Annotated in this window: 25 protein-coding genes and 1 pseudogene; 17 read left to right on the forward strand and 9 right to left on the reverse strand. The window is 63.6% G+C overall.

What is annotated here, in order from left to right; all coding sequences use genetic code 11:
- Positions 1-2 precede the first annotated feature (2 nt).
- The 3 genes from rpsG (at position 3) to tuf (ending at position 3,849) form a co-directional block, all read left to right on the forward strand.
- Positions 3-473, forward strand: a complete 471-nt coding sequence (gene rpsG / locus QM682_RS03170) for a 30S ribosomal protein S7 (RefSeq protein WP_415127017.1) — start codon at positions 3-5, stop codon at positions 471-473.
- A gap of 11 nt (positions 474-484) precedes the next feature.
- Positions 485-2,608 carry an elongation factor G gene (gene fusA / locus QM682_RS03175; RefSeq protein WP_415127019.1) on the forward strand — a complete coding sequence of 708 codons (2,124 nt, stop codon included), beginning with the start codon at positions 485-487 and terminating at the stop codon, positions 2,606-2,608.
- Positions 2,609-2,673: 65 nt separating this feature from the next.
- Positions 2,674-3,849, forward strand: a complete 1,176-nt coding sequence (gene tuf, locus QM682_RS03180) for an elongation factor Tu (RefSeq protein WP_415126984.1) — start codon at positions 2,674-2,676, stop codon at positions 3,847-3,849.
- 148 nt (positions 3,850-3,997) lie between these two features.
- Here the strand turns inward: tuf and QM682_RS03185 are convergent, their stop codons facing one another.
- Entirely contained in the window at positions 3,998-4,840 is an 843-nt protein-coding gene (locus tag QM682_RS03185) for a hypothetical protein (RefSeq protein ID WP_415127021.1), read from the reverse strand.
- A gap of 253 nt (positions 4,841-5,093) precedes the next feature.
- Here QM682_RS03185 and rpsJ point away from each other — a divergent pair, with 253 nt between their 5' ends.
- The 13 genes and pseudogenes from rpsJ to QM682_RS03250 all read left to right on the forward strand — a co-directional run bounded on the left by rpsJ (position 5,094) and on the right by QM682_RS03250 (position 12,112).
- Positions 5,094-5,402 carry a 30S ribosomal protein S10 gene (rpsJ, locus tag QM682_RS03190; RefSeq protein ID WP_010400227.1) on the forward strand — a complete coding sequence of 103 codons (309 nt, stop codon included), beginning with the start codon at positions 5,094-5,096 and terminating at the stop codon, positions 5,400-5,402.
- Between the two features lie 10 nt (positions 5,403-5,412).
- Entirely contained in the window at positions 5,413-6,276 is an 864-nt protein-coding gene (gene rplC / locus QM682_RS03195) for a 50S ribosomal protein L3 (RefSeq protein WP_415127023.1), read from the forward strand.
- Positions 6,273-6,893, forward strand: coding sequence for a 50S ribosomal protein L4 (rplD, locus tag QM682_RS03200; RefSeq protein WP_415127025.1), 621 nt, complete (start codon positions 6,273-6,275; stop codon positions 6,891-6,893). Before rplC ends, rplD begins: the two co-directional genes overlap by 4 nt.
- On the forward strand, positions 6,890-7,186 hold the full coding sequence (locus tag QM682_RS03205) for a 50S ribosomal protein L23 (RefSeq protein WP_415127027.1): 297 nt from the start codon (positions 6,890-6,892) through the stop codon (positions 7,184-7,186). Before rplD ends, QM682_RS03205 begins: the two co-directional genes overlap by 4 nt.
- Positions 7,187-7,280: 94 nt before the next feature.
- Entirely contained in the window at positions 7,281-8,117 is an 837-nt protein-coding gene (gene rplB, locus QM682_RS03210) for a 50S ribosomal protein L2 (protein ID WP_415127029.1), read from the forward strand.
- 3 nt (positions 8,118-8,120) lie between these two features.
- On the forward strand, positions 8,121-8,399 hold the full coding sequence (gene rpsS / locus QM682_RS03215) for a 30S ribosomal protein S19 (protein WP_415127031.1): 279 nt from the start codon (positions 8,121-8,123) through the stop codon (positions 8,397-8,399).
- 5 nt (positions 8,400-8,404) lie between these two features.
- Entirely contained in the window at positions 8,405-8,800 is a 396-nt protein-coding gene (gene rplV / locus QM682_RS03220) for a 50S ribosomal protein L22 (RefSeq protein WP_415127033.1), read from the forward strand.
- A complete protein-coding gene (gene rpsC / locus QM682_RS03225) occupies positions 8,800-9,522 on the forward strand; it encodes a 30S ribosomal protein S3 (protein WP_415127035.1) in 723 nt (240 codons plus the stop codon). Before rplV ends, rpsC begins: the two co-directional genes overlap by 1 nt.
- A gap of 12 nt (positions 9,523-9,534) precedes the next feature.
- The gene (gene rplP / locus QM682_RS03230; protein WP_134680210.1) at positions 9,535-9,948 is read left to right on the forward strand and encodes a 50S ribosomal protein L16; all 414 of its coding nucleotides are present in this window, start codon (positions 9,535-9,537) and stop codon (positions 9,946-9,948) included.
- A 142-nt stretch (positions 9,949-10,090) separates the two neighbouring features.
- Positions 10,091-10,288 carry a hypothetical protein gene (locus tag QM682_RS03235; RefSeq protein WP_415127217.1) on the forward strand — a complete coding sequence of 66 codons (198 nt, stop codon included), beginning with the start codon at positions 10,091-10,093 and terminating at the stop codon, positions 10,286-10,288.
- Positions 10,278-11,071 (forward strand): annotated as a pseudogene (gene istB / locus QM682_RS03240) (IS21-like element helper ATPase IstB). Before QM682_RS03235 ends, istB begins: the two are co-directional and overlap by 11 nt.
- Positions 11,072-11,112: 41 nt before the next feature.
- Positions 11,113-11,532 (forward strand): transposase, encoded by a 420-nt coding sequence (locus tag QM682_RS03245; RefSeq protein ID WP_415127037.1) that lies wholly within the window; start codon positions 11,113-11,115, stop codon positions 11,530-11,532.
- A complete protein-coding gene (locus QM682_RS03250; RefSeq protein WP_415127039.1) occupies positions 11,510-12,112 on the forward strand; it encodes an IS630 family transposase in 603 nt (200 codons plus the stop codon). The genes QM682_RS03245 and QM682_RS03250 overlap by 23 nt, the downstream gene beginning before the upstream one ends.
- A gap of 122 nt (positions 12,113-12,234) precedes the next feature.
- On the opposite strand, the gene infB is transcribed toward QM682_RS03250, so the two are convergent.
- From infB to pip, 5 genes are all read right to left on the reverse strand, one after another.
- On the reverse strand, positions 12,235-14,775 hold the full coding sequence (gene infB, locus QM682_RS03255) for a translation initiation factor IF-2 (RefSeq protein ID WP_415127041.1): 2,541 nt from the start codon (positions 14,773-14,775) through the stop codon (positions 12,235-12,237).
- Positions 14,776-14,782: 7 nt separating this feature from the next.
- A complete protein-coding gene (locus QM682_RS03260; protein WP_415127043.1) occupies positions 14,783-15,403 on the reverse strand; it encodes an RNA-binding protein in 621 nt (206 codons plus the stop codon).
- Positions 15,404-15,418: 15 nt separating this feature from the next.
- The gene (nusA, locus tag QM682_RS03265) at positions 15,419-17,035 is read right to left on the reverse strand and encodes a transcription termination factor NusA (protein WP_415127045.1); all 1,617 of its coding nucleotides are present in this window, start codon (positions 17,033-17,035) and stop codon (positions 15,419-15,421) included.
- Between the two features lie 3 nt (positions 17,036-17,038).
- Positions 17,039-17,647 (reverse strand): ribosome maturation factor RimP, encoded by a 609-nt coding sequence (gene rimP / locus QM682_RS03270; protein ID WP_415127047.1) that lies wholly within the window; start codon positions 17,645-17,647, stop codon positions 17,039-17,041.
- Positions 17,648-17,788: 141 nt separating this feature from the next.
- Positions 17,789-18,793, reverse strand: coding sequence for a prolyl aminopeptidase (gene pip / locus QM682_RS03275; RefSeq protein WP_415127049.1), 1,005 nt, complete (start codon positions 18,791-18,793; stop codon positions 17,789-17,791).
- A 51-nt stretch (positions 18,794-18,844) separates the two neighbouring features.
- Between pip and ubiG the strand changes: the two genes are divergently transcribed.
- Positions 18,845-19,597: a bifunctional 2-polyprenyl-6-hydroxyphenol methylase/3-demethylubiquinol 3-O-methyltransferase UbiG gene (gene ubiG, locus QM682_RS03280; protein WP_415127051.1), complete on the forward strand. Its 753-nt coding sequence runs from the start codon at positions 18,845-18,847 to the stop codon at positions 19,595-19,597.
- Here ubiG and QM682_RS03285 read toward each other — a convergent pair.
- Genes QM682_RS03285 through grxC form a run of 3 tightly spaced genes read right to left on the reverse strand, consistent with a single transcriptional unit; the run spans position 19,594 to position 21,205 of the window.
- Complete coding sequence (locus QM682_RS03285) at positions 19,594-20,088, reverse strand: MarR family winged helix-turn-helix transcriptional regulator (protein ID WP_415127052.1); 495 nt, start codon at positions 20,086-20,088, stop codon at positions 19,594-19,596. The two genes, ubiG and QM682_RS03285, sit on opposite strands and share 4 nt — an antisense overlap.
- Positions 20,089-20,096: 8 nt before the next feature.
- Complete coding sequence (locus QM682_RS03290) at positions 20,097-20,951, reverse strand: carbon-nitrogen hydrolase family protein (protein WP_415127054.1); 855 nt, start codon at positions 20,949-20,951, stop codon at positions 20,097-20,099.
- On the reverse strand, positions 20,948-21,205 hold the full coding sequence (gene grxC / locus QM682_RS03295) for a glutaredoxin 3 (protein ID WP_415127056.1): 258 nt from the start codon (positions 21,203-21,205) through the stop codon (positions 20,948-20,950). Before grxC ends, QM682_RS03290 begins: the two co-directional genes overlap by 4 nt.
- Positions 21,206-21,223 lie beyond the last annotated feature (18 nt).

Genomic DNA, 21,223 nt, shown 5'->3' on the forward strand with positions numbered 1-21,223 from the left:
ACATGTCTCGTCGTCACGCCGCTGAAAAGCGCGAAGTGCTGCCCGACGCCAAATATGGCGATCGCGTGCTGACCAAGTTCATGAACAACCTGATGATCGACGGCAAGAAATCCGTTGCCGAAAAGATCGTCTACAGCGCCCTTGATCGGGTGCAGGGCAAGCTGAAGCGCGAGCCCATCGAGGTCTTTCACGAAGCCCTCGACAACGTGAAACCCTCGGTCGAGGTGCGTTCGCGCCGCGTCGGCGGTGCCACCTACCAGGTTCCGGTCGAGGTGCGTCCGACCCGCCGCGAGGCTTTGGCCATCCGCTGGCTGATCACCGCCGCGAAGAACCGCAACGAACACACCATGGAAGAGCGTCTCGCCGGCGAACTGGCCGATGCGGTCAACGGTCGCGGCACTGCCGTGAAAAAACGCGAAGACACGCATAAGATGGCCGACGCCAACAAGGCGTTCAGCCACTACCGCTGGTAAGGGAAAGCAACATGGCACGCGAATATCCGCTCCAGCGTTACCGTAACTTCGGGATCATGGCCCATATCGACGCGGGCAAGACCACGACGACGGAGCGCATCCTCTACTACACCGGCAAGTCCCACAAGATCGGCGAAGTCCATGATGGCGCCGCGACCATGGACTGGATGGAGCAGGAGCAGGAGCGGGGCATCACGATCACCTCGGCCGCGACGACCACCTTCTGGCAGCGCCAGGAAGATCCGACCACCGAGGGCACTTCGGATACGAAGTTCCGCTTCAACATCATCGATACCCCCGGCCACGTCGACTTCACCATCGAGGTCGAGCGTTCGCTGGCGGTTCTGGACGGCGCGATCTGCCTTCTGGACGCCAATGCCGGCGTCGAGCCGCAGACCGAGACCGTCTGGCGCCAGGCCGACCGCTACAAGGTTCCGCGGATCGTGTTCGTCAACAAGATGGACAAGATCGGCGCCGACTTCTTCAACTGCGTCAACATGATCAAGGACCGCACCGGCGGCACCCCCTGCCCGATCGCTTTCCCGATCGGCGCCGAGGACAAGCTGGAAGGCATCGTCGATCTGATCAAGATGGAGGAGTGGGTCTGGAAGGGTGAAGATCTTGGCGCAAGCTGGGTCCGTCAGCCGATCCGCGAAGAGCTTCAGGATCTGGCCGATGAATGGCGCAACAAGCTGATCGAGCTGGCCGTCGAACAGGATGACGCGGCCATGGAAGCCTATCTGGAAGGCGATGAGCCCGACGAGGCGACCCTGCGCGGCCTGGTCCGCAAGGGCACGCTGTCGCTGTCCTTCTTCCCGGTTACCGCCGGTTCGGCCTTCAAGAACAAGGGCGTTCAGCCGCTTCTGAACTCGGTCATCGACTTCCTGCCCTCGCCGCTGGACGTGCCTGCCTATCTGGGCTTCGCGCCGGGCGACGAGACCGAGACCCGCAATATCGAGCGGACTGCGGATGATGCGCAGCCCTTCTCGGGCCTTGCGTTCAAGATCATGAACGACCCCTTCGTCGGCTCGCTGACCTTCACGCGGATCTATTCCGGCGTCCTGAAAAAGGGCGACCAGATGATGAACTCGACCAAGGGCAAGCGCGAGCGTGTCGGCCGGATGATGATGATGCACTCGATCAACCGTGAGGAGATCGAGGAAGCTTTTGCGGGCGATATCATCGCGCTGGCGGGTCTGAAGGACACCACCACGGGCGACACGCTGTGCGACCCGGCCAAGCCGGTGGTTCTGGAAACCATGACCTTCCCCGAGCCGGTGATCGAGATCGCCGTCGAGCCCAAGTCCAAGGCCGACCAGGAGAAGATGGGCCTGGCCCTTCAGCGCCTGTCCGCCGAGGATCCGTCCTTCCGCGTCGAAACCGACATCGAGTCGGGCCAGACGATCATGAAGGGCATGGGCGAACTTCATCTCGACATCCTCGTGGACCGCATGAAGCGCGAGTTCAAGGTCGAGGCGAATATCGGCGCGCCGCAGGTGGCCTATCGCGAAACCATCAGCCAGCCGGCCGAGATCGACTACACGCATAAGAAGCAGACCGGCGGCACCGGCCAGTTCGCGCGCGTGAAGTTGCAGATCACCCCGACCGAGCCGGGCGAAGGCTATTCCTTCGAAAGCAAGATCGTCGGTGGCGCGGTTCCGAAGGAATACATCCCGGGCGTCGAGAAGGGCATCAAGTCCGTCATGGATTCCGGTCCGCTGGCCGGCTTCCCGGTGATCGACTTCAAGGTCGCGCTGATGGATGGCGCGTTCCACGATGTGGACTCCTCGGTCCTGGCCTTCGAGATCGCCGCGCGTGCCGGCATGCGTGAAGGTCTGCGCAAGGCCGGTGCGAAACTGCTGGAGCCGATCATGAAGGTCGAGGTGGTGACGCCCGAGGAATATACGGGCTCGATCATCGGTGACCTGACCAGCCGTCGCGGCATGGTCCGCGGCCAGGACTCGCGCGGCAATGCGAACGTCATCGACGCTTTCGTGCCGCTGGCCAATATGTTCGGCTATATCAACAACCTGCGTTCGATGTCCTCGGGTCGCGCGGTGTTCACGATGCAGTTCGACCATTACGAGGCCGTGCCGCAGAACATTTCGGACGAGATCCAGAAGAAATACGCCTGATCGGGTGGGCGGGGCCTTGGCCCCGCCGCTCCATACTAGACACCAGAATCGAAGGAGCCCTGCTTATGGCAAAGGCAAAGTTTGAACGGACGAAACCGCACGTCAACATTGGGACGATCGGGCACGTTGACCACGGCAAGACGACGCTGACGGCTGCGATCACCAAGTATTTTGGCGAATTCAAGGCCTATGACCAGATCGACGGCGCTCCTGAGGAGCGTGCGCGTGGGATCACGATCTCGACGGCGCATGTTGAATACGAATCGGAAGCCCGTCACTACGCGCATGTGGACTGCCCCGGCCACGCGGATTATGTGAAGAACATGATCACGGGCGCGGCGCAGATGGACGGCGCGATCCTTGTGGTGAACGCGGCGGACGGCCCGATGCCGCAGACGCGCGAGCACATTCTTCTTGGCCGCCAGGTGGGGATCCCCTACATGGTCGTCTACCTGAACAAGGTCGACCAGGTGGATGACGAAGAGCTTCTGGAACTGGTCGAGATGGAAGTGCGCGAGCTGCTTTCGTCCTACGACTATCCCGGCGATGACATTCCGATCATCAAGGGCTCGGCGCTGGCGGCGATGGAAGGGCGCGACAAGGAGATCGGCGAGGATTCGATCCGTGCGCTGATCGCGGCGGTGGACGAATACATCCCGACGCCCGAGCGCGCGGTGGACCAGCCGTTCCTGCTGCCGATCGAGGATGTTTTCTCGATCTCGGGCCGTGGCACGGTGGTGACGGGCCGCGTCGAGCGTGGGGCGGTGAACGTGGGCGACGAGCTTGAGATCGTGGGTATCCGCGACACGCGCAAGACGACCTGCACCGGGGTCGAGATGTTCCGCAAGCTTTTGGACCGCGGGGAAGCCGGCGACAACGTGGGGGTTCTGCTGCGTGGCGTGGACCGCGACGGGGTGGAGCGCGGCCAGGTTCTGTGCAAGCCGAAATCGGTGAACCCGCACACGACCTTCGAGGCCGAGGCCTATATCCTGACCAAGGAAGAGGGCGGCCGTCACACGCCGTTCTTCGCGAACTACCGCCCGCAGTTCTATTTCCGCACGACGGACGTGACCGGGACGGTGAAGCTTCCCGAGGGCACCGAGATGGTGATGCCGGGCGACAACCTGAAGTTCGAGGTCGAGCTGATCGCGCCGATCGCGATGGAAGAGAAGCTGCGCTTCGCCATCCGCGAAGGCGGCCGCACCGTCGGCGCCGGCGTGGTGTCCAAGATCATCAAGTGATGATGCGGGGCGGGGCTTGGTCCCCGCCCGCGCGAGACAAGCGCCGGGTGATCCCGAGAGGGATATCACGGCGGAAAGGCCCGTCCCATAAAGGGGCGGGCCTTTTGGATTTTATCTGAAATGTGGCACTTTGCGATGCAGAATTTTACTAGGCTTTACGCCAAGCCTTGTAACGTGATGTTTCTAGATTAATGAATGGGAATAAAGCGGCAGCTTTGAGAGATTTTGCGAACTTGCTGGGCTCATAATCTCGGGCCATGAGCTTTACGGGTGTTAGCTCGGCTAGGGCGAGCGCGGTTTTCTCGCCGCTCGTAATTCGCTTTTGAAGCTCCTTGAGGTAGATGCTGGCCTCCTCTTTCAGTTCTGGAACGACCTTTTCATCATCTTTCAACGAGAGGATTTCGTCTATCAGCACATGTAAGCTGATACACCATATTTCGGGTAAAAGCATGCGCACGCTGCCTTGGTCGGTGTCCGCCGTGATGTCCAGCTTGTCGAGCTTCAGCGGGTCTGGCGGTTCGGCTGCGTAAAATCGTTCCATAAGTCGATCTATGCGATCGAGTCTTGGCCTGCCCATGATGAAGATAAGATGTTTGGACGCGGTTTCAGCCTGTTCCCTGGCCGCCTGAGCGTTTGCAGCCATTTCGGTCACTTGGCTGGTAAGCGCCCCTGCCGCTTCTTTGAGGCGGTCTATTGCGTCGCTGTTGGTTTTAAGGCTTTTCTGAAATCTTTGCGCCTGCTCGGCGTTATCTTGCGCATGCCTTTCTGCTTGCCTTGCGCTGTCCTTTGTGTGCAGGAATAAAGTGATCAACACGCCGATTGCGGCAATGGCGGAAAAAATTGCGGCTATGCCTGTGAAAACTCCGCCAAGTTCGCTCCACGTGCCTGCATGTGGAAATCCCAGGAATTCCCCTTGTGCGATTTTATGGGCAAAAAAGAATACCGATAGGACGGCGAGCGCCAAGGTGGAAAATGCAATGCGCCAAATCATTGGATACTCCCATCACGAGTGAAACAACTGTTCGATCAGCTATGGCCCCGCCCCGAACGGCGTCAAGAGCCCTTGACAGGCAGAGCGGCATCCGCAATAAGCGCGCATCGCTGCCGTTCCGACAAGAATCGGCCAGCTTCATGGGCAGGGCCGCCAGCCAAGGCGGCCTGTCTTTGTTTTATACGGTCCGACGCTGGCGGCGCGTGGTGCGTGGTCAGCCTCTCGACTGGAACTCCCCGCAAGAGGGATGTCTATGCAAAGCCAGAATATCCGCATCCGGCTGAAAGCGTTCGACTATCGCGTTCTGGATGCCAGCACGCAGGAGATCGTGAACACCGCCAAGCGCACCGGCGCGCAGGTTCGTGGTCCGATCCCGCTGCCCAACAAGATCGAAAAATTCACCGTTCTGCGCGGCCCGCATATCGACAAGAAATCGCGCGACCAGTGGGAAATCCGTACCCACAAGCGTCTGCTCGACATCGTGGATCCGACCCCGCAGACCGTTGACGCCCTGATGAAGCTCGACCTCGCCGCCGGCGTGGATGTCGAGATCAAGGTTTAAGGAGGCCCCCATGCTGCGGACTGGTGTTATCGCCAAGAAGCTGGGCATGACCCGGCTGTTCCTGGAAGACGGGCGTCAGGTGCCCGTTACCGTTCTTCATCTGGACAATGTCCAGGTCGTCGCGCAACGCACTACCGAGACTGACGGCTATGTGGCCCTGCAACTCGGCGCGGGCGAGGCGAAAGCCAAGCGCACGACCGCCGCGCTGCGCGGTCATTTCGCGAAAGCGAATGTCGCGCCCAAGCGCAAGATCGCGGAATTCCGCGTCGCCGAAGAAAACCTGGTGAACGTGGGCGAGGAAATCATCGCCGACCATTACTTCGCCGGGCAATATGTCGACATCGCCGGCACCTCGATCGGTAAAGGCTTTGCGGGCGCGATGAAGCGTCACAACTTCGGTGGTCTGCGCGCCTCGCACGGCGTGTCGATCAGCCACCGCTCGCATGGTTCGACCGGCCAGTGCCAGGACCCCGGCAAGGTGTTCAAGGGCAAGAAGATGGCGGGTCATCTGGGTGCCGTTCGCGTCACCACGCAGAACCTGCAAGTCGTGCGCACCGATGCCGAGCGTGGCCTGATCATGGTCAAAGGTTCGGTCCCCGGTTCGAAAGGTGGCTGGGTCACGATCAAGGATGCCGTGAAGAAGCCGCTGGCCGAAACCACGATCTTCCCCGCCGCGACCCGCGCCAAGGCGCAGGAAGCCGCCCGCCTGGCCGAGGAAGCCGCCGCCGCCGCCGCCGCCGAGGAAGAAACCGCCCGCAAGGCCGCCGCTGAAGCCGAAGCCGCCGCGCAGGAGGCTGCTCTGGCCGAAGCCCAGGCTTCGATCGAAGCGGACAAGTCCGCTGACGAAGCTGCGCCGGAAGGAGAGAGCAAATGAAACTTGATGTGATCACGCTCGACGCCGGCAAGGCCGGCGACATCGACCTGAGCGATGACATCTTTGGTCTGGAGCCTCGCGCCGACCTGCTGCACCGCGTGGTGCGCTGGCAACGTGCGAAGGCCCAAGCCGGGACGCACTCGGTCCTGGGCAAGTCGGATGTCAGCTATTCGACCAAGAAGATCTATCGCCAGAAAGGCACCGGCGGCGCCCGCCACGGTTCCAAGAAGGCCCCGATCTTCCGTCACGGCGGCGTCTACAAGGGCCCGACCCCGCGGTCGCATGCCTTCGATCTGCCGAAGAAAGTCCGCGCCCTGGGCCTGAAACACGCGCTGTCGGCGAAAGCCTCGGCGGGTGAACTGGTCATCGTGGACAGCCTGAACATCGCCGAAGCCAAGACCTCGGCCGTCGCCAAGGCGGTCAAGGAAAACGGCTGGAAGCGCGTTCTGGTGATCGACGGTGCCGAAGTCAGCGAAAACTTCGCCCGCGCCGCCCGCAACCTTGAGGGCGTCGATGTGCTGCCCTCGATCGGTGCCAACGTCTATGACATCCTGCGCCGCGATACGCTCGTGCTGACGCGCGCCGGTGTCGAAGCTCTGGAGGCTCGCCTGAAATGAGCGTGAAACCCGAACATTACGACGTGATCGTGAAGCCGCTGATCACCGAGAAAGCGACGCTGGTGGGTGACGCCAACGCCTATGTTTTCCAGGTGGCCAAGGATTCGAACAAACCGGCGATCAAGCAAGCCGTCGAGGCGCTGTTCAATGTCAAGGTGAAGGCCGTGAACACGACCATCACCAAAGGCAAGACCAAGCGCTTCAAAGGCCGCCCCGGCGTGCGCTCGGATGTCAAGAAAGCCTATGTGACGCTGGAAGCTGGCAACAGCATCGACGTTTCGACCGGCCTCTGATAAACAGCCACGAATCGACGGCCCCGGCAGCGGGGCCGTTGCATTTTGACTGAAACGGACCACCAACGGTCCAAAGCAACGGAAGACAGAAAGCATGGCACTCAAGTCGTATAAACCGACGACGCCTGGCCAGCGTGGGCTGGTTCTGATCGACCGTTCGGAGCTTTGGAAAGGACGCCCGGTCAAATCCCTCACCGAGGGTTTGACCAAGAACGGCGGCCGGAACAACACCGGACGGATCACGATGCGCCGCAAGGGCGGCGGGGCGAAGCGTCTTTACCGCATCGTCGACTTCAAACGCACCAAGTTCGATGTCGCGGCGACCGTCGAGCGGATCGAATACGATCCCAACCGGACCGCTTTCATCGCGCTGATCAAATACGAAGACGGTGAGCAGGCCTATATCCTGGCCCCGCAGCGTCTTGCCATCGGTGACAAGGTCATCGCTGGCGCCAAGGTCGACGTGAAGCCCGGCAATGCGATGCCCTTCTCGGGCATGCCGATCGGCACGATCGTCCATAACGTGGAATTGAAGCCGGGCAAGGGCGGTCAGATCGCGCGCTCTGCCGGCACCTATGCCCAGTTCGTCGGCCGCGACGGCGGCTATGCGCAGATCCGCCTTTCCTCGGGCGAACTGCGTCTGGTGCGTCAGGAATGCATGGCGACCATTGGCGCCGTGTCGAATGCCGATCATTCGAACCAGAACCTGGGCAAGGCTGGCCGCAACCGCCACAAGGGCATTCGCCCGAGCGTTCGCGGTGTCGCCATGAACCCGATCGACCACCCGCATGGTGGTGGTGAGGGCCGGACTTCGGGCGGTCGTCATCCGGTCACCCCCTGGGGCAAAGGCACCAAGGGCAACAAGACCCGCACGAACAAGTCGACCGACAAGTATATCCTGCGGTCGCGTCACGCGAAGAAGGGGCGTTAATCCATGGCACGTTCAGTTTGGAAGGGCCCCTTTGTCGATGCATATGTGCTTCGCAAGGCGGAAAAAGCCCGCGAGGCCGGCAAGTCTGATGTCATCAAGATCTGGTCGCGTCGTTCGACCATCCTGCCGCAATTCGTCGGCCTGACCTTTGGTGTCTACAATGGCCGCAAGCATATCCCGGTCGCCGTGACCGAGGAGATGATTGGCCAGAAGTTTGGTGAATATTCGCCGACGCGGACCTATTATGGTCATGCCGCCGACAAGAAAGCGAAAAGGAAGTAATCCCCATGGGTAAGGAACAAAATCCGCGCCGCGTGGCGGAGAACGAGGCGTTTGCGAAAACCAAGATGCTTCGCACCTCGCCGCAGAAGCTGAACCTGGTGGCGGCGCTGATCCGCGGCAAGAAGGTGGATAAGGCCCTGGCCGATCTGACCTTCTCGCACAAGCGTGTCGCCGGTGACGTGAAGAAATGCCTTCAGTCGGCCATCGCCAATGCCGAGAACAACCACAATCTCGATGTCGATAATCTGATCGTCGCCGAGGCTTGGGTCGGCAAGAACCTGGTCATGAAACGTGGTCGCCCGCGTGCCCGTGGTCGTTACGGCAAGATCATGAAGCCGTTTTCGGAAATCACCATCAAGGTGCGTCAGGTCGAGACCATTGAAGCCGGGGAGCGTGCGTAATGGGTCAGAAAGTCAACCCCATCGGGATGCGTCTTCAGGTCAACCGCACCTGGGATAGCCGCTGGTATGCGGACGATAAGGACTACGGCAATCTATTGCTGGAAGACCTGAAAATCCGCGACTTCATCCATGATGAAGCCAAGCAGGCCGGCGTCAGCCGCGTCATTATCGAGCGTCCGCACAAGAAATGCCGCGTGACGATCTATGCCGCGCGTCCGGGCGTCATCATCGGCAAAAAAGGCGCCGATATCGAGACCCTGCGCAAGAAGCTGGCGAACTTCACCGCCTCGGAGCTGCATCTCAACATCGTCGAGATCCGCAAGCCCGAGCTTGACGCCCAGCTGGTGGCCGAATCGATCGCCCAGCAGCTTGAGCGCCGGGTATCGTTCCGCCGCGCCATGAAGCGTGCGGTGCAGAACGCCATGCGCATGGGCGCCCTGGGCATCCGGGTGAACGTGTCGGGCCGCCTGGGCGGTGCCGAGATCGCCCGCACCGAATGGTATCGCGAAGGCCGCGTGCCGCTGCACACGCTGCGCGCCGACATCGACTATGCGCTGTCGGAAGCCTCGACCCCCTATGGGATCATCGGTGTGAAGGTCTGGATCTTCAAGGGCGAGATCATGGAGCATGACCCGCAAGCCCGCGACCGCCGCGCCACCGAGGCGCAGGACGGCCCGGCTCCGCGTGGTCCGCGCCGTGATCGCGACCGCGACGCGCGCTAAGGAGAAGTCAAAATGCTGCAACCGAAACGGACCAAGTTCCGCAAACAGCACAAGGGCCGGATTCACGGCGAAGCCAAGGGCGGTTTTGCCCTTAACTTCGGCTCCTTCGCGCTGAAAGCCACCGAACCCGAGCGTGTGACCGCGCGTCAGATCGAGGCGGCTCGCCGCGCGATCACGCGCCACATGAAACGCCAGGGCCGCGTCTGGATCCGCATCTTCCCGGATGTGCCGGTTTCGTCGAAACCGACCGAGGTGCGGATGGGTAAAGGCAAGGGTTCGGTCGATTACTGGGCGGCCCGCGTCCATCCCGGCCGCATCATGTTCGAAATCGACGGCGTGTCCGACGAGATCGCGCGTGAGGCGCTGCGCCTGGGTGCGAACAAACTGCCGGTGCTGACCCGCATCGTCGCGCGCGAAGACTGGTAAGATCCGGTCCGATGCTTGAGATAAGGCCCCGCCATGTGGATGGCGGGGCTTGTTTTATTCCCTCTGGTTGAACGGGCCTCTTTTTCGACCGGACACTCAGGCCTGAACATGGAGGCTTAGGCTTATGCCTGAGCACATGCTTATGGCTAACGTAGAGATCATCACCGATGGCGGCCGTCGTCGGGTGAGCCTGTGCGTCTATCCGGAGCGGCTCGTGGTCGTCGCCGAGGGGCAGATCCTGTGCGAGCAGGCGCTGCTCCTGCGCCGAGAACCCAAGGCCGATGTCGGACGCTATGACAATCTGCGCGCCCGCAGCACCGGAGGCCGCCATGCGTCATGATCCCGCCAGTGGGGCCATCGTCATCATGCGGCGAAGCCTCAAGATGTATGGCATGGCACAGGCCGTGACCGACCTGATCGAACAGGGCGCGTCCGCCTTCGATGCAGCTGTGCCGATCCTGACCAGCTGCTGAAGGCAGAGGTCGCGGAGCGAGAGGTGCGCTCCATCGCCTATCACATGAAGTCTGCGCGCTTCCCGGCCTATAAGGATCTGACCGGCTTCGACTTCGCGGCCAGCGAGATGAACGAAGCCACCGTGCGCCAGCTGCATCGCTGCGAGTTCATCGATGGCGCGCAGAATGTGGTGCTGATCGGCGGGCCAGGCACTGGCAAGGCCCATGCCGCGACCGCGATCGGCACGCAGGCCGTCGAGCATCATCGCCGCAAGGTCCGCTTCTTCTCCACCATCGAACTCGTCAATGCGCTGGAACAGGAGAAAGCCAGGGGCAAAGCTGGGCAAACGGCCGAGAACCTCGCACGCCTGGACCTCGTGATACTGGACGAGTTGGGCTACCTGCCCTTCAGCACTTCAGGCGGTGCGCTGCTCTTCCATCTGCTGAGCAAGCTCTACGAACGCACCAGCGTTGTGATCACCACCAACCTCAGCTTCAGCGAATGGGCCAGCGTCTTCGGTGATGCCAAGATGACCACTGCGCTGCTCGATCGCCTTACCCACCGATGCCACATCCTGGAGACCGGAAACGATAGCTTCCGCTTCAAGGCCAGCACCGCTGCCGCAACCCGAAAGAAGAAGAAAATCGCACATGCCTTGACCCAGCAATAACCTAAATCATTTCTGTTGAACGCTGGCTCACTTGGGGTTCCGTGGCGGTGCTGATCGTGATTCCCTTCCATTTGGGAGGATGGATCATGTCAGCACCATTGCCATCGGCACTTCGGGTTCGGTTTCATCGATATATCGATGAGGGTCTGAGTGGCCGGGCAGCGGCGCTGCGGCTGAAGCTCTCGCGGGCGACCGGCGCCCGGGCGCGGGCGACCAGGACCAATGGGCATGCCGAGCCATTGCCCCAGGGCCGTCCCACGGGGCATGGCAAGCTTGCTTCGCACCGGGCCTTTTTCGAGGAACTGCTTGCACAAGACCTCGACATCACGCTGTTGGAACTCAGGGACGCGCTGGCCGCGGCGGAAGGTGTTCGGGTCCATCATTCGTCCATCGCCAGCCTGCTGTCACGGCTTGGGTTCACCTATAAAAAAGTCTCTGGTGGCCGCCGGGCGCCGTGGTAGCAGGGTAAGGCAGCGGCGGATCGACTGGTTCGCGCATCGCCTGCCCGCCATCGCCGATCACCCGGATCGCGTGGTTTTTATTGATGAAACTTCGGTGAAGACCAATCTTACCCGCCTGCGGGGCCGGGCCCTGCGTGGCACACGCCTGACCATGGATGCGCCCTTCGGCAGTTGGGGAACACAGACCCTGATCGCCGGCCTCACCACGGAGGCCCTGATCGCGCCCTGGTGCATCAAGGGCGCAATGGACGGTCCCGCCTTCGCAACCTGGGTGCGCGAAGTCCTGATCCCGGAGATCGAGCCGGGAACCGTGGTGATCCTCGACAACCTTGCCGCCCACCACAACAGGCAGGCTGCCGAGGCTCTGCATGCCCATCGTTGCTGGTTCATCTATCTGCCGCCATATTCGCCGGATCTGAACCCTATCGAGATGGCATTCGCCAAGCTCAAGGCCCACCTGCGCAGGATCGGAGCACCAACCTTCACCGATGTCTTCAAGGCAATCGGCGAGGTCCGTGACCTCTTCGATCCAGACGAATGCTGGAACTACCTCAAGGCTGCACGGTATGTTCCAGGTTAAAGCAGAAACGCTTTAAGCTGAAAGAATCCGACCGAGCTGTCTCGGTCGGATCCTGATCTTTCAACATTTAGGATAGGGGCTGGCGGCGTGAGGGTCCGCCTTTTGTCTGCCATGGGCCAGGATCACAACTGGCGCTGCACTTCCTCGCGCTCGAAGATCTCGATGACATCGCCTTTGCGGATGTCGTCGTAATTCTCGAAGGCCATGCCGCATTCCTGGCCGGACTGCACTTCCTTGACCTCATCCTTGAAGCGTTTCAGCGTCTTCAGCGTGCCTTCGTGGATCACCACGTTGTCGCGCAGCAGGCGCACCCCGGCCGAGCGGCGCGCCACGCCCTCGGTCACCAGGCAGCCCGCGACATTGCCGACGCCGGTGACGCGGAAGGTTTCGCGGATCTCGGCATAGCCGATGAAGTTCTCGCGCACCTCGGCCGACAGCAGACCCGAGGCAGCCGCCTTGATGTCGTCCACCAGGTCGTAGATGATCGAGTAATAGCGGATCTCGACGCCCTTCTGGTTCGCGGCGTTCCGCGCCGGGGCATTGGCCCGGACGTTGAAGCCGATGACCGGAGCCTGCGACGCCTCGGCCAGACCGATATCCGATTCGGTGATCGCGCCGACGCCGTAATGCAGCACGCGCACGCGCACCTCGTCGTTGCCGATCTTTTCCAATGCCTGGACGATCGCCTCGGCCGAGCCCTGCACGTCGGCCTTCACGACCACGGGCAGTTCGGCGACGCTTTGATCGGCCTTGGCCTTGGCCAGCATCTGGTCCAGCGTGATCGCGGCACCGGCGGCGGCGCGCTTGTCCTTGGCGGCCTGCTCGCGGTAATCCGCGATTTCGCGCGCCTGCGCCTCGGTCGAGACCACGTTCAGCACATCGCCGGCCTCGGGGGTGCCGTTCAGGCCCAGCACCTCGACCGGGACCGAGGGACCGGCCTCATCGACACGCTCGCCCTGGTCGTTGATCAGCGCCCGGACCTTGCCCCACTGCTCGCCGACGACGAAGATGTCGCCGCGTTTCAGCGTGCCGTTCTGAACCAGGACGGTGGCGACGGGGCCGCGGCCCACGTCCAGCTTGGCCTCGATCACCGCGCCTTGCGCCGCCCGGTCGGGATTGGCGCGCAGCTCCAGGATTTCGGCTTGCAGGGCGATGGCTTCCAGAAGCTGGTCCAGCCCCTGGCCGGTCTTGGCCGAGACCTCGACATCCTGCACTTCGCCCGACATGGCCTCGACGACCACCTCATGCTGCAACAGCGCGGTGCGGACCTTGTGTGGATCGGCGGCGGGCTTGTCGACCTTGTTGATCGCCACGATCATCGGCACCTTGGCCGCTTTCGCGTGGTTGATCGCCTCGATCGTCTGCGGCATCACGGCGTCATCTGCCGCCACGACCAGCACGACGATATCCGTCACCTGCGCGCCACGCGCACGCATCGAGGTGAATGCCGCGTGACCGGGGGTGTCCAGGAAGGTCAGCAGCGCCCCGTTCGAGGCTTTCACCTGATAGGCGCCGATATGCTGGGTGATGCCGCCGGCCTCGCCCGCCACGACATTGGCGTTGCGGATGGCGTCCAGAAGCGAGGTCTTGCCGTGGTCGACATGGCCCATGATGGTGATGATCGGGGCGCGGGGTTGCCGATCCTCGGCCTTGTCCTCGACCTGATCGATCACCTGCTCAACGTCGGAATCCGAGACGCGGACGGCGCGATGGCCGAATTCGTCGATCACCAGTTCCGCCGTGTCGGCATCGACCGCCTGGTTCGCGGTGACCATCAGCCCCATGCGCATCAGCGACTTGATGACATCGGGCGTGCGTTCGGCCATCCGGTTCGCCAGTTCCGAGACCAGGATCGTTTCGGGCAACTGCACGTCGCGGACCTGCTTTTCGGCGCGCTGGCTGCCGCCCATGGCCTTCTGCCGGGCTTTTTCCTGTTTGCGCTTCATGGCGGCAAGGCTGCGCTGGCGCCCGCCTTCTCCGTCCATGGCCTGGCTCAGCGACAGCTTGCCGGTGCGGCGGCTGTCGTCGCGGGCCTTGTTGCGGCTGTCGCGGTCGTCCGAGGGGCTGCGCTCGCGTTCCGTCTTGCGCGGCGCGGTCGCGCTGACGCCCTTGGTCTCGGCGCGCGCGGCGGCGGCCTCGGCGGCGGCGCGGTCGGCGGGGGCGGGGCGGGCCTCGGCGGCCTTGGGCTTGCTGACCTCGGCTTTTTTCTGGGCGCGCAACTCGGCCTCGCGGGCGCGGCGCTCGTCCTCTTCGGCCTTCAGGCGCAGGGCTTCCTCGCGCTCGCGATCCTCGCGCTCCTTGGCCTCGGCCTCAAGGCGGCGACGCTCGCGCTCTTCCTCGCGGGCCTTTTCCTCGGCCACGCGCTGGACGGCTTCCTCGACCTCACGGGCCTTGGCTGCGCGCAGGGCGGCCATGCGGCGCTCCATCTCGGCATCCGAGATGCCCGCCGGGCGCTTGGAAGGGTCGCCACCGACAGCCGAAGGAGAGCCCGAGCGCGAGCCGCCCGCAGCCGCCCCGGACTTGCCCGGCACGACAACGCGCTTGCGCTTGATCTCAACCGCGACATTATGGGTCCGGCCGTGGCTGAAGCTTTGCTTCACCTGGCCCGAACGACCAGTGCCGCCACCAAGACCCAGGGGTTTCTTTCCGTCAGTATCGCTCATTCCGATTTCAATCCTTCCCGATGACCGAATTGTCATCGTCATGCCCGCGCAGACCCGTCAGTCTGCTCGCGTCCCTGATCAGAGTCTCGGTCAGGCCCCCCGGCGCAAGCGCGCTGTGTATGACATGATCGCGCCCAAAGGACAAACCCAATTCTGATGCGGTCAAGCAGCCGAACCAGCGCCCGCCGGGCGGAGTCCAGAGCTTGCCCTTGCCGCGATCCGAGCCGTCGCTCGCTTGCAGCAGAACCTTGGCCTTGCCGCCGGCAAGCCAATCCTTCACCTTCTCGAAGCCCGCGACGGCCAGCCCGGCCTTGCGCGCCAGGGACAGGTTGTCCACGACGCGCTTCGCCAGGCCCTGTTCCAACATCGCCAGCAGTTCGGGCGGGACAGAGACCTGCGCCTTTGCCCCACGCGAAAACAGCCCCTTCGCCGCGGCCTTTTCCAGCGCCTTGCGGTCGGCCAGAACCCAGAAGCCGCGTCCGGGCAGCTTCTCGGCCAGGTCCGGCACGACCTCGGCATCGGGGCTGGCGACAAAGCGGATCAACCCGGCCTTGGGCTGGGTCTCGCCCGTGACGATGCAGCGCCGTTCGGGCGTCTCGCGGTCCTTGATACGGCCCCCGCGTGTCATCCGGTTCCCGGGGCGTTACACCCCGGCCTCCTGTTCGTCGTCGCCTTCGCTGGCATCTTCCCCGGCCTCAAGTTCGGTCGGATCGACCCAGCCCAGCATTACGCGGGCGGTCATGACCATGGTTTGCGCGTTCTCAAGGCTGACGCCGAAGGGTTCAAGGATGCCGTCATCCTTCTTGCGCTGGCCATTCTCGGTCGTCCAGCCGCCGGCCAGTTCCCAGTCGGCGCAGGTGGCGAAATCTTCCAGCGTCTTGACGCCGTCCTTGGCCAGAGCCTCGGCCATCTGGGGCGTGATGCCCTCGAACTCGATCAGGCTGTCCTCGACGCCCAGGGCGCGGGCATTGTCCAAAGCGGCCTTGTTCGCGGCTTCCAGATGCTCGCGGGCGCGGGTCTGCAATTCCTCGGCGGTGCCTTCGTCCACACCGTCGATGGACAGAAGCTCGTCCAGGTCCACATAGGCGACTTCTTCCAGATTGGTGAAGCCCTCGGCCACCAGAAGCTGGGCAAAGAACTCGTCCAAGTCCAGCGTGTCCATGAAGAGCTTGGTGCGCGCGTTGAACTCGGCCTGACGGCGCTTGGATTCCTCTTCCTCGGTCAGGATGTCGATATCCAGGCCCGTCAACTGGCTTGCCAGCCGCACGTTCTGGCCGCGCCGGCCGATGGCCAGAGAAAGCTGCTCGTCCGGCACCACGACCTCGATACGGGTCGCGTCCTCGTCGAAGACGACCTTCGCCACCTCGGCCGGTTGCAGCGCGTTGACCAGGAAGGTTGCCTGATCCTCGGACCACGGGATGATGTCGATCTTTTCGCCCTGAAGCTCGCCCACCACGGCCTGGACGCGGCTGCCGCGCATACCAACGCAGGCGCCCACCGGGTCGATCGAGTTGTCATAGCTGATCACGGCGATCTTGGCGCGCGAACCCGGATCGCGGGCGCAGGCCTTGATTTCGATCACGCCGTCATAGATTTCCGGCACTTCCATCTTGAACAGCTCGGCCATGAACTGCGGATCGGTGCGCGACAGGAAGATCTGCGGCCCGCGCGTCTCGCGGCGCACGTCCTTGACATAGGCGCGGATGCGGTCGTTCGGGCGATAGCTCTCGCGGCCGATCTTCTCGTTGCGGCGCAGGATGGCTTCGCCACGGCCCACATCGACGATGATATTGCCATATTCCTCGCGCTTGACGACGCCGTTGATGATGGTGCCGGCGCGGTCCTTGAATTCCTCATACTGGCGGTCGCGCTCGGCCTCGCGGACGCGTTGTAGGATGACCTGCTTGGCCGATTGCGCGGCGATGCGGCCCAGTTCGACCGGCGGCACCTCGTCCACGATCACGTCGCCAAGCTGGGGGCTGTCCAGATAGGGCTGGGCCTGGGCCACGGTCAATTGCGCCTGATAATTCTCGACCTCGTCGTCGCCGACGACGGTGCGGACGCGGGTGAAGGTGGCATTGCCGGTCTTGCGGTCGATCTTGACCCGGATGTCCATTTCCGAGCCGTAGCGCGACTTCGCCGCGCGGGCCAGGCTGTCCTCCATCGCCTCGATCACCAGATCGGGGTCGATCATCTTCTCGCGTGCGACGGCCTCGGCGGTCTGAAGCAGCTCAAGCTGGTTGGCAGAGGTAATGGCCATTCATCACTCCTTCGCGGCGGCGTTGTCATCGCCGGCTTCCGTTTCGATCTCGTCAAAGGCGGTCTCGTCGAGATTCTCGATCTGCACGCCCGCTTCCTTCTTCTGCCGCAGCATCTCGGCGATCAGTTCGTCGGTCAGCACCAGCTTGGCATCGCTGAGCCAGTCGAAGTTCAGGCCGATGGTATGGACCTGGCCCGCCTCTTCGATATTGATCAGCACCTCGTCACCCTCGACACCCGCCAGCACGCCCTTGAAGCGTTTGCGGCTGTCGATCTGCTGGTTCGTTTCAAGCCGCGCCTCATAGCCCTCGAAGGTCGCGAAATCCTTCATCCGGGTCAGGGGGCGATCGATGCCGGGGCTGCTGACTTCCAGATGGTAATTATCCTCGATCGGGTCCTCGACATCCAGCACCGCGCTGACGGCGGTGGAAATATCGGCGCAGTCATCGACGTTGATCCCGCCCTCGGGCCGGTCGGCCATGATCTGCAAGGTCGCCGTCTTGCCGCCTTGCAGGCGGATGCGCACCAGTTCGAACCCCAGATCCTCGATCACGGGCGAGATGATCTCGGCCAGGCGCCGGTCGATGGCGGTCTTGGCGATGAGGTCGGTCATTTGGCTACCCCAAATACAAAAAACGGGCCTTGGCGGCCCGTGCGTCTTACCGGTGGGCAGGCTGTGGAGACCTGCGCCGCTGTTGAAGTCCATATAGACCCGAAGCCGGGGGATTGCAAGGAAAAGCGCAGAGGGTGCCGCCTAACCCCCCGCAGGCCGCCCGCCCGCCCGTGCCGCATCGCGCAAGCCGTCCATCACCCGCACCAGTTCGGAGGCGATTCGCGGCTCGCTCAGCGCATGGCCCGAGGCCGGGACCAGCCGCAACTCCGCCTTGTTCCAGCCCTGGGCCAGGTCCCAGGCGGTTTGCGGCGGGCATACCATGTCGTAACGGCCCTGGACGATGACGGCGGGAAGATGCTCGATTCGGTGGCGGTCGCGCAGCAACTGGCCTTCGTCCAGGAAGCAGCCATTCACGAAATAATGGTTTTCCAGCCGGGCGAAGGCGCGGGCGTAATCCGGCGGCGCATGACCCGAGCCGGAAATCTCAAGCCCGGCCAGCGCGTTCTCCCAGCCCAGCCAGGGCATGGCATGGCGCACCTCCTGGCCCCGGTCGCCGCTGAAAAGGCGGCGGTGATAGGCCGCGATCATGTCGCCGCGCTCGGCGGCGGGGATCATCGCCTGGAACTCCTCCCAGCGGTCGGGAAAGAAGCGCGCGACGCCGCCGCCATAGAACCAGTCCAACTCGGCGCGCCGGCCCAGGAAGACGCCGCGCAGGACCAGCGCCTGCACCGCCTCGGGATGGGCTTCGGCATAGGCAAGGGCCAGGGTCGCGCCCCAGCTTCCGCCGAACAGGATCGCCGGTCCGATGCCCAGCTTGCGCCGGATCACCTGTATGTCCGAGATCAGGTGCTGGGTCGTGTTCCGCTCGACCGAGGCATGGGGCCGCGACCGCCCGCAACCGCGCTGGTCGAAAAGAATCGCCCGAAAATGCTCGGGGTCGAAAAAGCGCCGCATGTAAGGGCTGCACCCGCCCCCAGGTCCGCCATGCAGCACGATCACCGGCTGGCCCTGGGGGTTTCCGCTTTGCTCGACATGGATGACGTGGCCGTCGCCCATGTCGATCTGGCGCTGGTCGAAGGGTTCGACCAGCGGGTGCATCTTGCCGGGCGGCGGCGGGTCGCCGATTTGGCCTGCCAATCTATCCATCGTGTCACTATATAACGCCGCGCAGGCGCCCGCCATAAGAAGGACGGCCAGATGACCGAAAGACCGCAGATCAGCAGTATCGACCCGGCCGAGGTCGAGAAGTTCCAGGCCATGGCCGCCGAATGGTGGGATCCGCAGGGCAAGTTCAAGCCGCTGCACATGCTGAACCCGACGCGGCTGGAATATGTGACGGCGCAGATCGCGGCGCAGTTCGACCGCGACCGCGATGCTCCGCTGCCCTTCCGGGGCCTGGACATCCTGGACATCGGCTGCGGCGGCGGGCTGATCGCCGAGCCGATGGCCCGGCTGGGCGCCGAGGTCACCGGCGCCGACGCGGCCGAGCGCAATATCGCCGTCGCCAGCCTGCACGCGCGCGAGCAGGGGCTGAAGATCGACTATCAGGCGACGACATCCGAGGCGCTGGCGGCAGCGGGCCGGCGCTATGACATCGTTCTGGCGCTGGAAATCGTCGAGCATGTCGCCGATCCCGCCGATTTCATCGCCACCTGCCGCGATCTGGTCAAACCCGGCGGGATGCTGATCCAGTCCACGCTGAACCGGAACCCGAAAAGCTTTCTCATGGGCATCATCGGCGCGGAATGGGTGATGCGCTGGCTGCCCAAGGGCACGCATGACTGGCGTCGCTTCATCACCCCGGACGAGTTGCAATCCATGACCGAGGCCACGGGCCTGCGCGTGGTGGATCGCTGCGGCATGGTCTTCAATCCCCTGGGATGGAGCTGGTCGCTTTCGCCCCGCGACCTGTCGGTGAACTATATCATGACGGCGCTGCGCGAGGGTTAGCGCGGGCCGGGATGCAGCGCCTCTTCAAGCTGCTTGCGCAACGCGCGCAGCACGGGCAGGGCGGCGCGCACCTTTTCGGGGCCGACATCGCGCACCACATCGGCGATTCGCGGCATGAAGGCCGCCAGCGCCGTATCCCGCGCGGCCCGTCCCGCCGGGCTGATGGCCACGAATTTGCGCCGCGCGTCGTTCCAATCGGGGCGTATATGGATATGGCCCGCGCGCTCCAGTCGGGTCAGCGTGTTCGTCATCGCGCCGCGCGTGACGTGAAAGGCGCCGGCCAGTTCGGCCGGGCTACGCTCGACCCCCAGATGCGCCAGCAGGTTCAGGACCGAGAAATGCGAGATCTGCATGCCGTTCGGCAGCGCGTTCCCGATCAGATCGCGCGCCAACTGGTCCGAGATGAAGACCTCGGCGAAAAGGCTTGCCGCCAGGCTGTCGGCCGAGGCTTCGGAATTGTGGTGAGGCGGGCCGGAATGGGATTGGGGCATGTCTTTGCTCATGGCCCTGTATAAGTGCGATCATGGCGAAGGGAAGGGATACGGGACCGTGCCTGGGCAACGGCCTGAGGGTCGAGATCGGCAAAGACGACGCCGGGCGCCGTGCCGCCATCGGCCAGCACCTTGCCCCAGGGATCGACGGCCAGGGAATGGCCGTGACTGCGGCGCGGCCTGCGGTCGGGGCAAAGGTGATTCGCATGCGTGCCGCATTGCGCGGGGGCCAGGACATAGGCCCCGCTTTCGATGGCGCGGGCACGCAGCAGAACCTCCCAATGGGCGGCGCCGGTGGTGTCGTTGAAGGCGGCGGGCACGGTCAGCACCTGCGCGCCCGCCTTGGCCAGATCGCGGTAAAGATGTGGAAAGCGCAGATCATAGCAGATCGTCAGGCCCAGCGGGCAGGGGCCATCCGCCCGCACCGCCTGCCCTCCGGGGCGGAAGGTCGCTGATTCGCGATAGGATTCGCTTTCCGAAACGGTCACGTCGAACATGTGCAGCTTGTCGTAACGCGCCCGGATCCGCCCGTCCGGGGCGATCAGGAAGCTTCGATTGACAAAGCGCCGCTCGTCCGGGTCGGCCGTCTTCAGCGAAAGCGAGCCGATCAGAAGCCAGATGCCCAGGCCGCGCGCGTCGTCGCGCAGGGCGGCCAGGGTCGGGTCGCGATCCTCGGGGCGCAGCACGCGGTCCTGGGTGGCCTGGTCCGCGTTCAGCAGGTTCGTCGCCTCGGGCGTCAGCACGAAGCCCGCGCCCCCCTGTGCCGCCTCGCGGATCAGCGCGCGGGTCCGGGGCAGGTTCTCCTCGGGATCGTCCGAGACGCAAAGCTGCACCAGCCCCGCCCGAAGCGGCGCGAAGCTCATGCGGTCAGGCCCAGCAGCGGATCCAGCTTGCCCGCATCGTCCAGCGCGTGCAGGTCGTCGCAGCCGCCGACATGCCGCCCGTCTATGAAGATCTGCGGCACGCTGCGCCGGCCCGCGCGCTCGGTCATGGCGGCGCGCGGGCCGGGGTCGCTGACATCGGTTTCCTGGAAGGCCACGCCCTTGCGGGTCAGAAGCGCCTTGGCGGCCAGGCAATAGGGGCAGGTGGGGGTGGTATAGATCTCGACCTTGGACATGAAGGAAGGTTCCCGTGG

Source organism: Paracoccus sp. (in: a-proteobacteria), from assembly GCF_047605025.1.
Classification (GTDB): domain Bacteria; phylum Pseudomonadota; class Alphaproteobacteria; order Rhodobacterales; family Rhodobacteraceae; genus Paracoccus.

Excerpts from the sequence above, each read along its gene's own strand:
- rpsG (WP_415127017.1), top strand. The coding sequence starts at position 3 with ATGTCTCGTCGTCACGCCGCTGAAAAGCGCGAAGTGCTGCCCGACGCC.
- fusA (WP_415127019.1), top strand. The coding sequence starts at position 485 with ATGGCACGCGAATATCCGCTCCAGCGTTACCGTAACTTCGGGATCATG.
- tuf (WP_415126984.1), top strand. The coding sequence starts at position 2,674 with ATGGCAAAGGCAAAGTTTGAACGGACGAAACCGCACGTCAACATTGGG.
- QM682_RS03185 (WP_415127021.1), bottom strand. The coding sequence starts at position 4,840 with ATGATTTGGCGCATTGCATTTTCCACCTTGGCGCTCGCCGTCCTATCG.
- rpsJ (WP_010400227.1), top strand. The coding sequence starts at position 5,094 with ATGCAAAGCCAGAATATCCGCATCCGGCTGAAAGCGTTCGACTATCGC.
- rplC (WP_415127023.1), top strand. The coding sequence starts at position 5,413 with ATGCTGCGGACTGGTGTTATCGCCAAGAAGCTGGGCATGACCCGGCTG.
- rplD (WP_415127025.1), top strand. The coding sequence starts at position 6,273 with ATGAAACTTGATGTGATCACGCTCGACGCCGGCAAGGCCGGCGACATC.
- QM682_RS03205 (WP_415127027.1), top strand. The coding sequence starts at position 6,890 with ATGAGCGTGAAACCCGAACATTACGACGTGATCGTGAAGCCGCTGATC.
- rplB (WP_415127029.1), top strand. The coding sequence starts at position 7,281 with ATGGCACTCAAGTCGTATAAACCGACGACGCCTGGCCAGCGTGGGCTG.
- rpsS (WP_415127031.1), top strand. The coding sequence starts at position 8,121 with ATGGCACGTTCAGTTTGGAAGGGCCCCTTTGTCGATGCATATGTGCTT.
- rplV (WP_415127033.1), top strand. The coding sequence starts at position 8,405 with ATGGGTAAGGAACAAAATCCGCGCCGCGTGGCGGAGAACGAGGCGTTT.
- rpsC (WP_415127035.1), top strand. The coding sequence starts at position 8,800 with ATGGGTCAGAAAGTCAACCCCATCGGGATGCGTCTTCAGGTCAACCGC.
- rplP (WP_134680210.1), top strand. The coding sequence starts at position 9,535 with ATGCTGCAACCGAAACGGACCAAGTTCCGCAAACAGCACAAGGGCCGG.
- QM682_RS03235 (WP_415127217.1), top strand. The coding sequence starts at position 10,091 with ATGGCTAACGTAGAGATCATCACCGATGGCGGCCGTCGTCGGGTGAGC.
- infB (WP_415127041.1), bottom strand. The coding sequence starts at position 14,775 with ATGAGCGATACTGACGGAAAGAAACCCCTGGGTCTTGGTGGCGGCACT.
- QM682_RS03260 (WP_415127043.1), bottom strand. The coding sequence starts at position 15,403 with ATGACACGCGGGGGCCGTATCAAGGACCGCGAGACGCCCGAACGGCGC.
- nusA (WP_415127045.1), bottom strand. The coding sequence starts at position 17,035 with ATGGCCATTACCTCTGCCAACCAGCTTGAGCTGCTTCAGACCGCCGAG.
- rimP (WP_415127047.1), bottom strand. The coding sequence starts at position 17,647 with ATGACCGACCTCATCGCCAAGACCGCCATCGACCGGCGCCTGGCCGAG.
- pip (WP_415127049.1), bottom strand. The coding sequence starts at position 18,793 with ATGGATAGATTGGCAGGCCAAATCGGCGACCCGCCGCCGCCCGGCAAG.
- ubiG (WP_415127051.1), top strand. The coding sequence starts at position 18,845 with ATGACCGAAAGACCGCAGATCAGCAGTATCGACCCGGCCGAGGTCGAG.
- QM682_RS03285 (WP_415127052.1), bottom strand. The coding sequence starts at position 20,088 with ATGCCCCAATCCCATTCCGGCCCGCCTCACCACAATTCCGAAGCCTCG.
- QM682_RS03290 (WP_415127054.1), bottom strand. The coding sequence starts at position 20,951 with ATGAGCTTCGCGCCGCTTCGGGCGGGGCTGGTGCAGCTTTGCGTCTCG.
- grxC (WP_415127056.1), bottom strand. The coding sequence starts at position 21,205 with ATGTCCAAGGTCGAGATCTATACCACCCCCACCTGCCCCTATTGCCTG.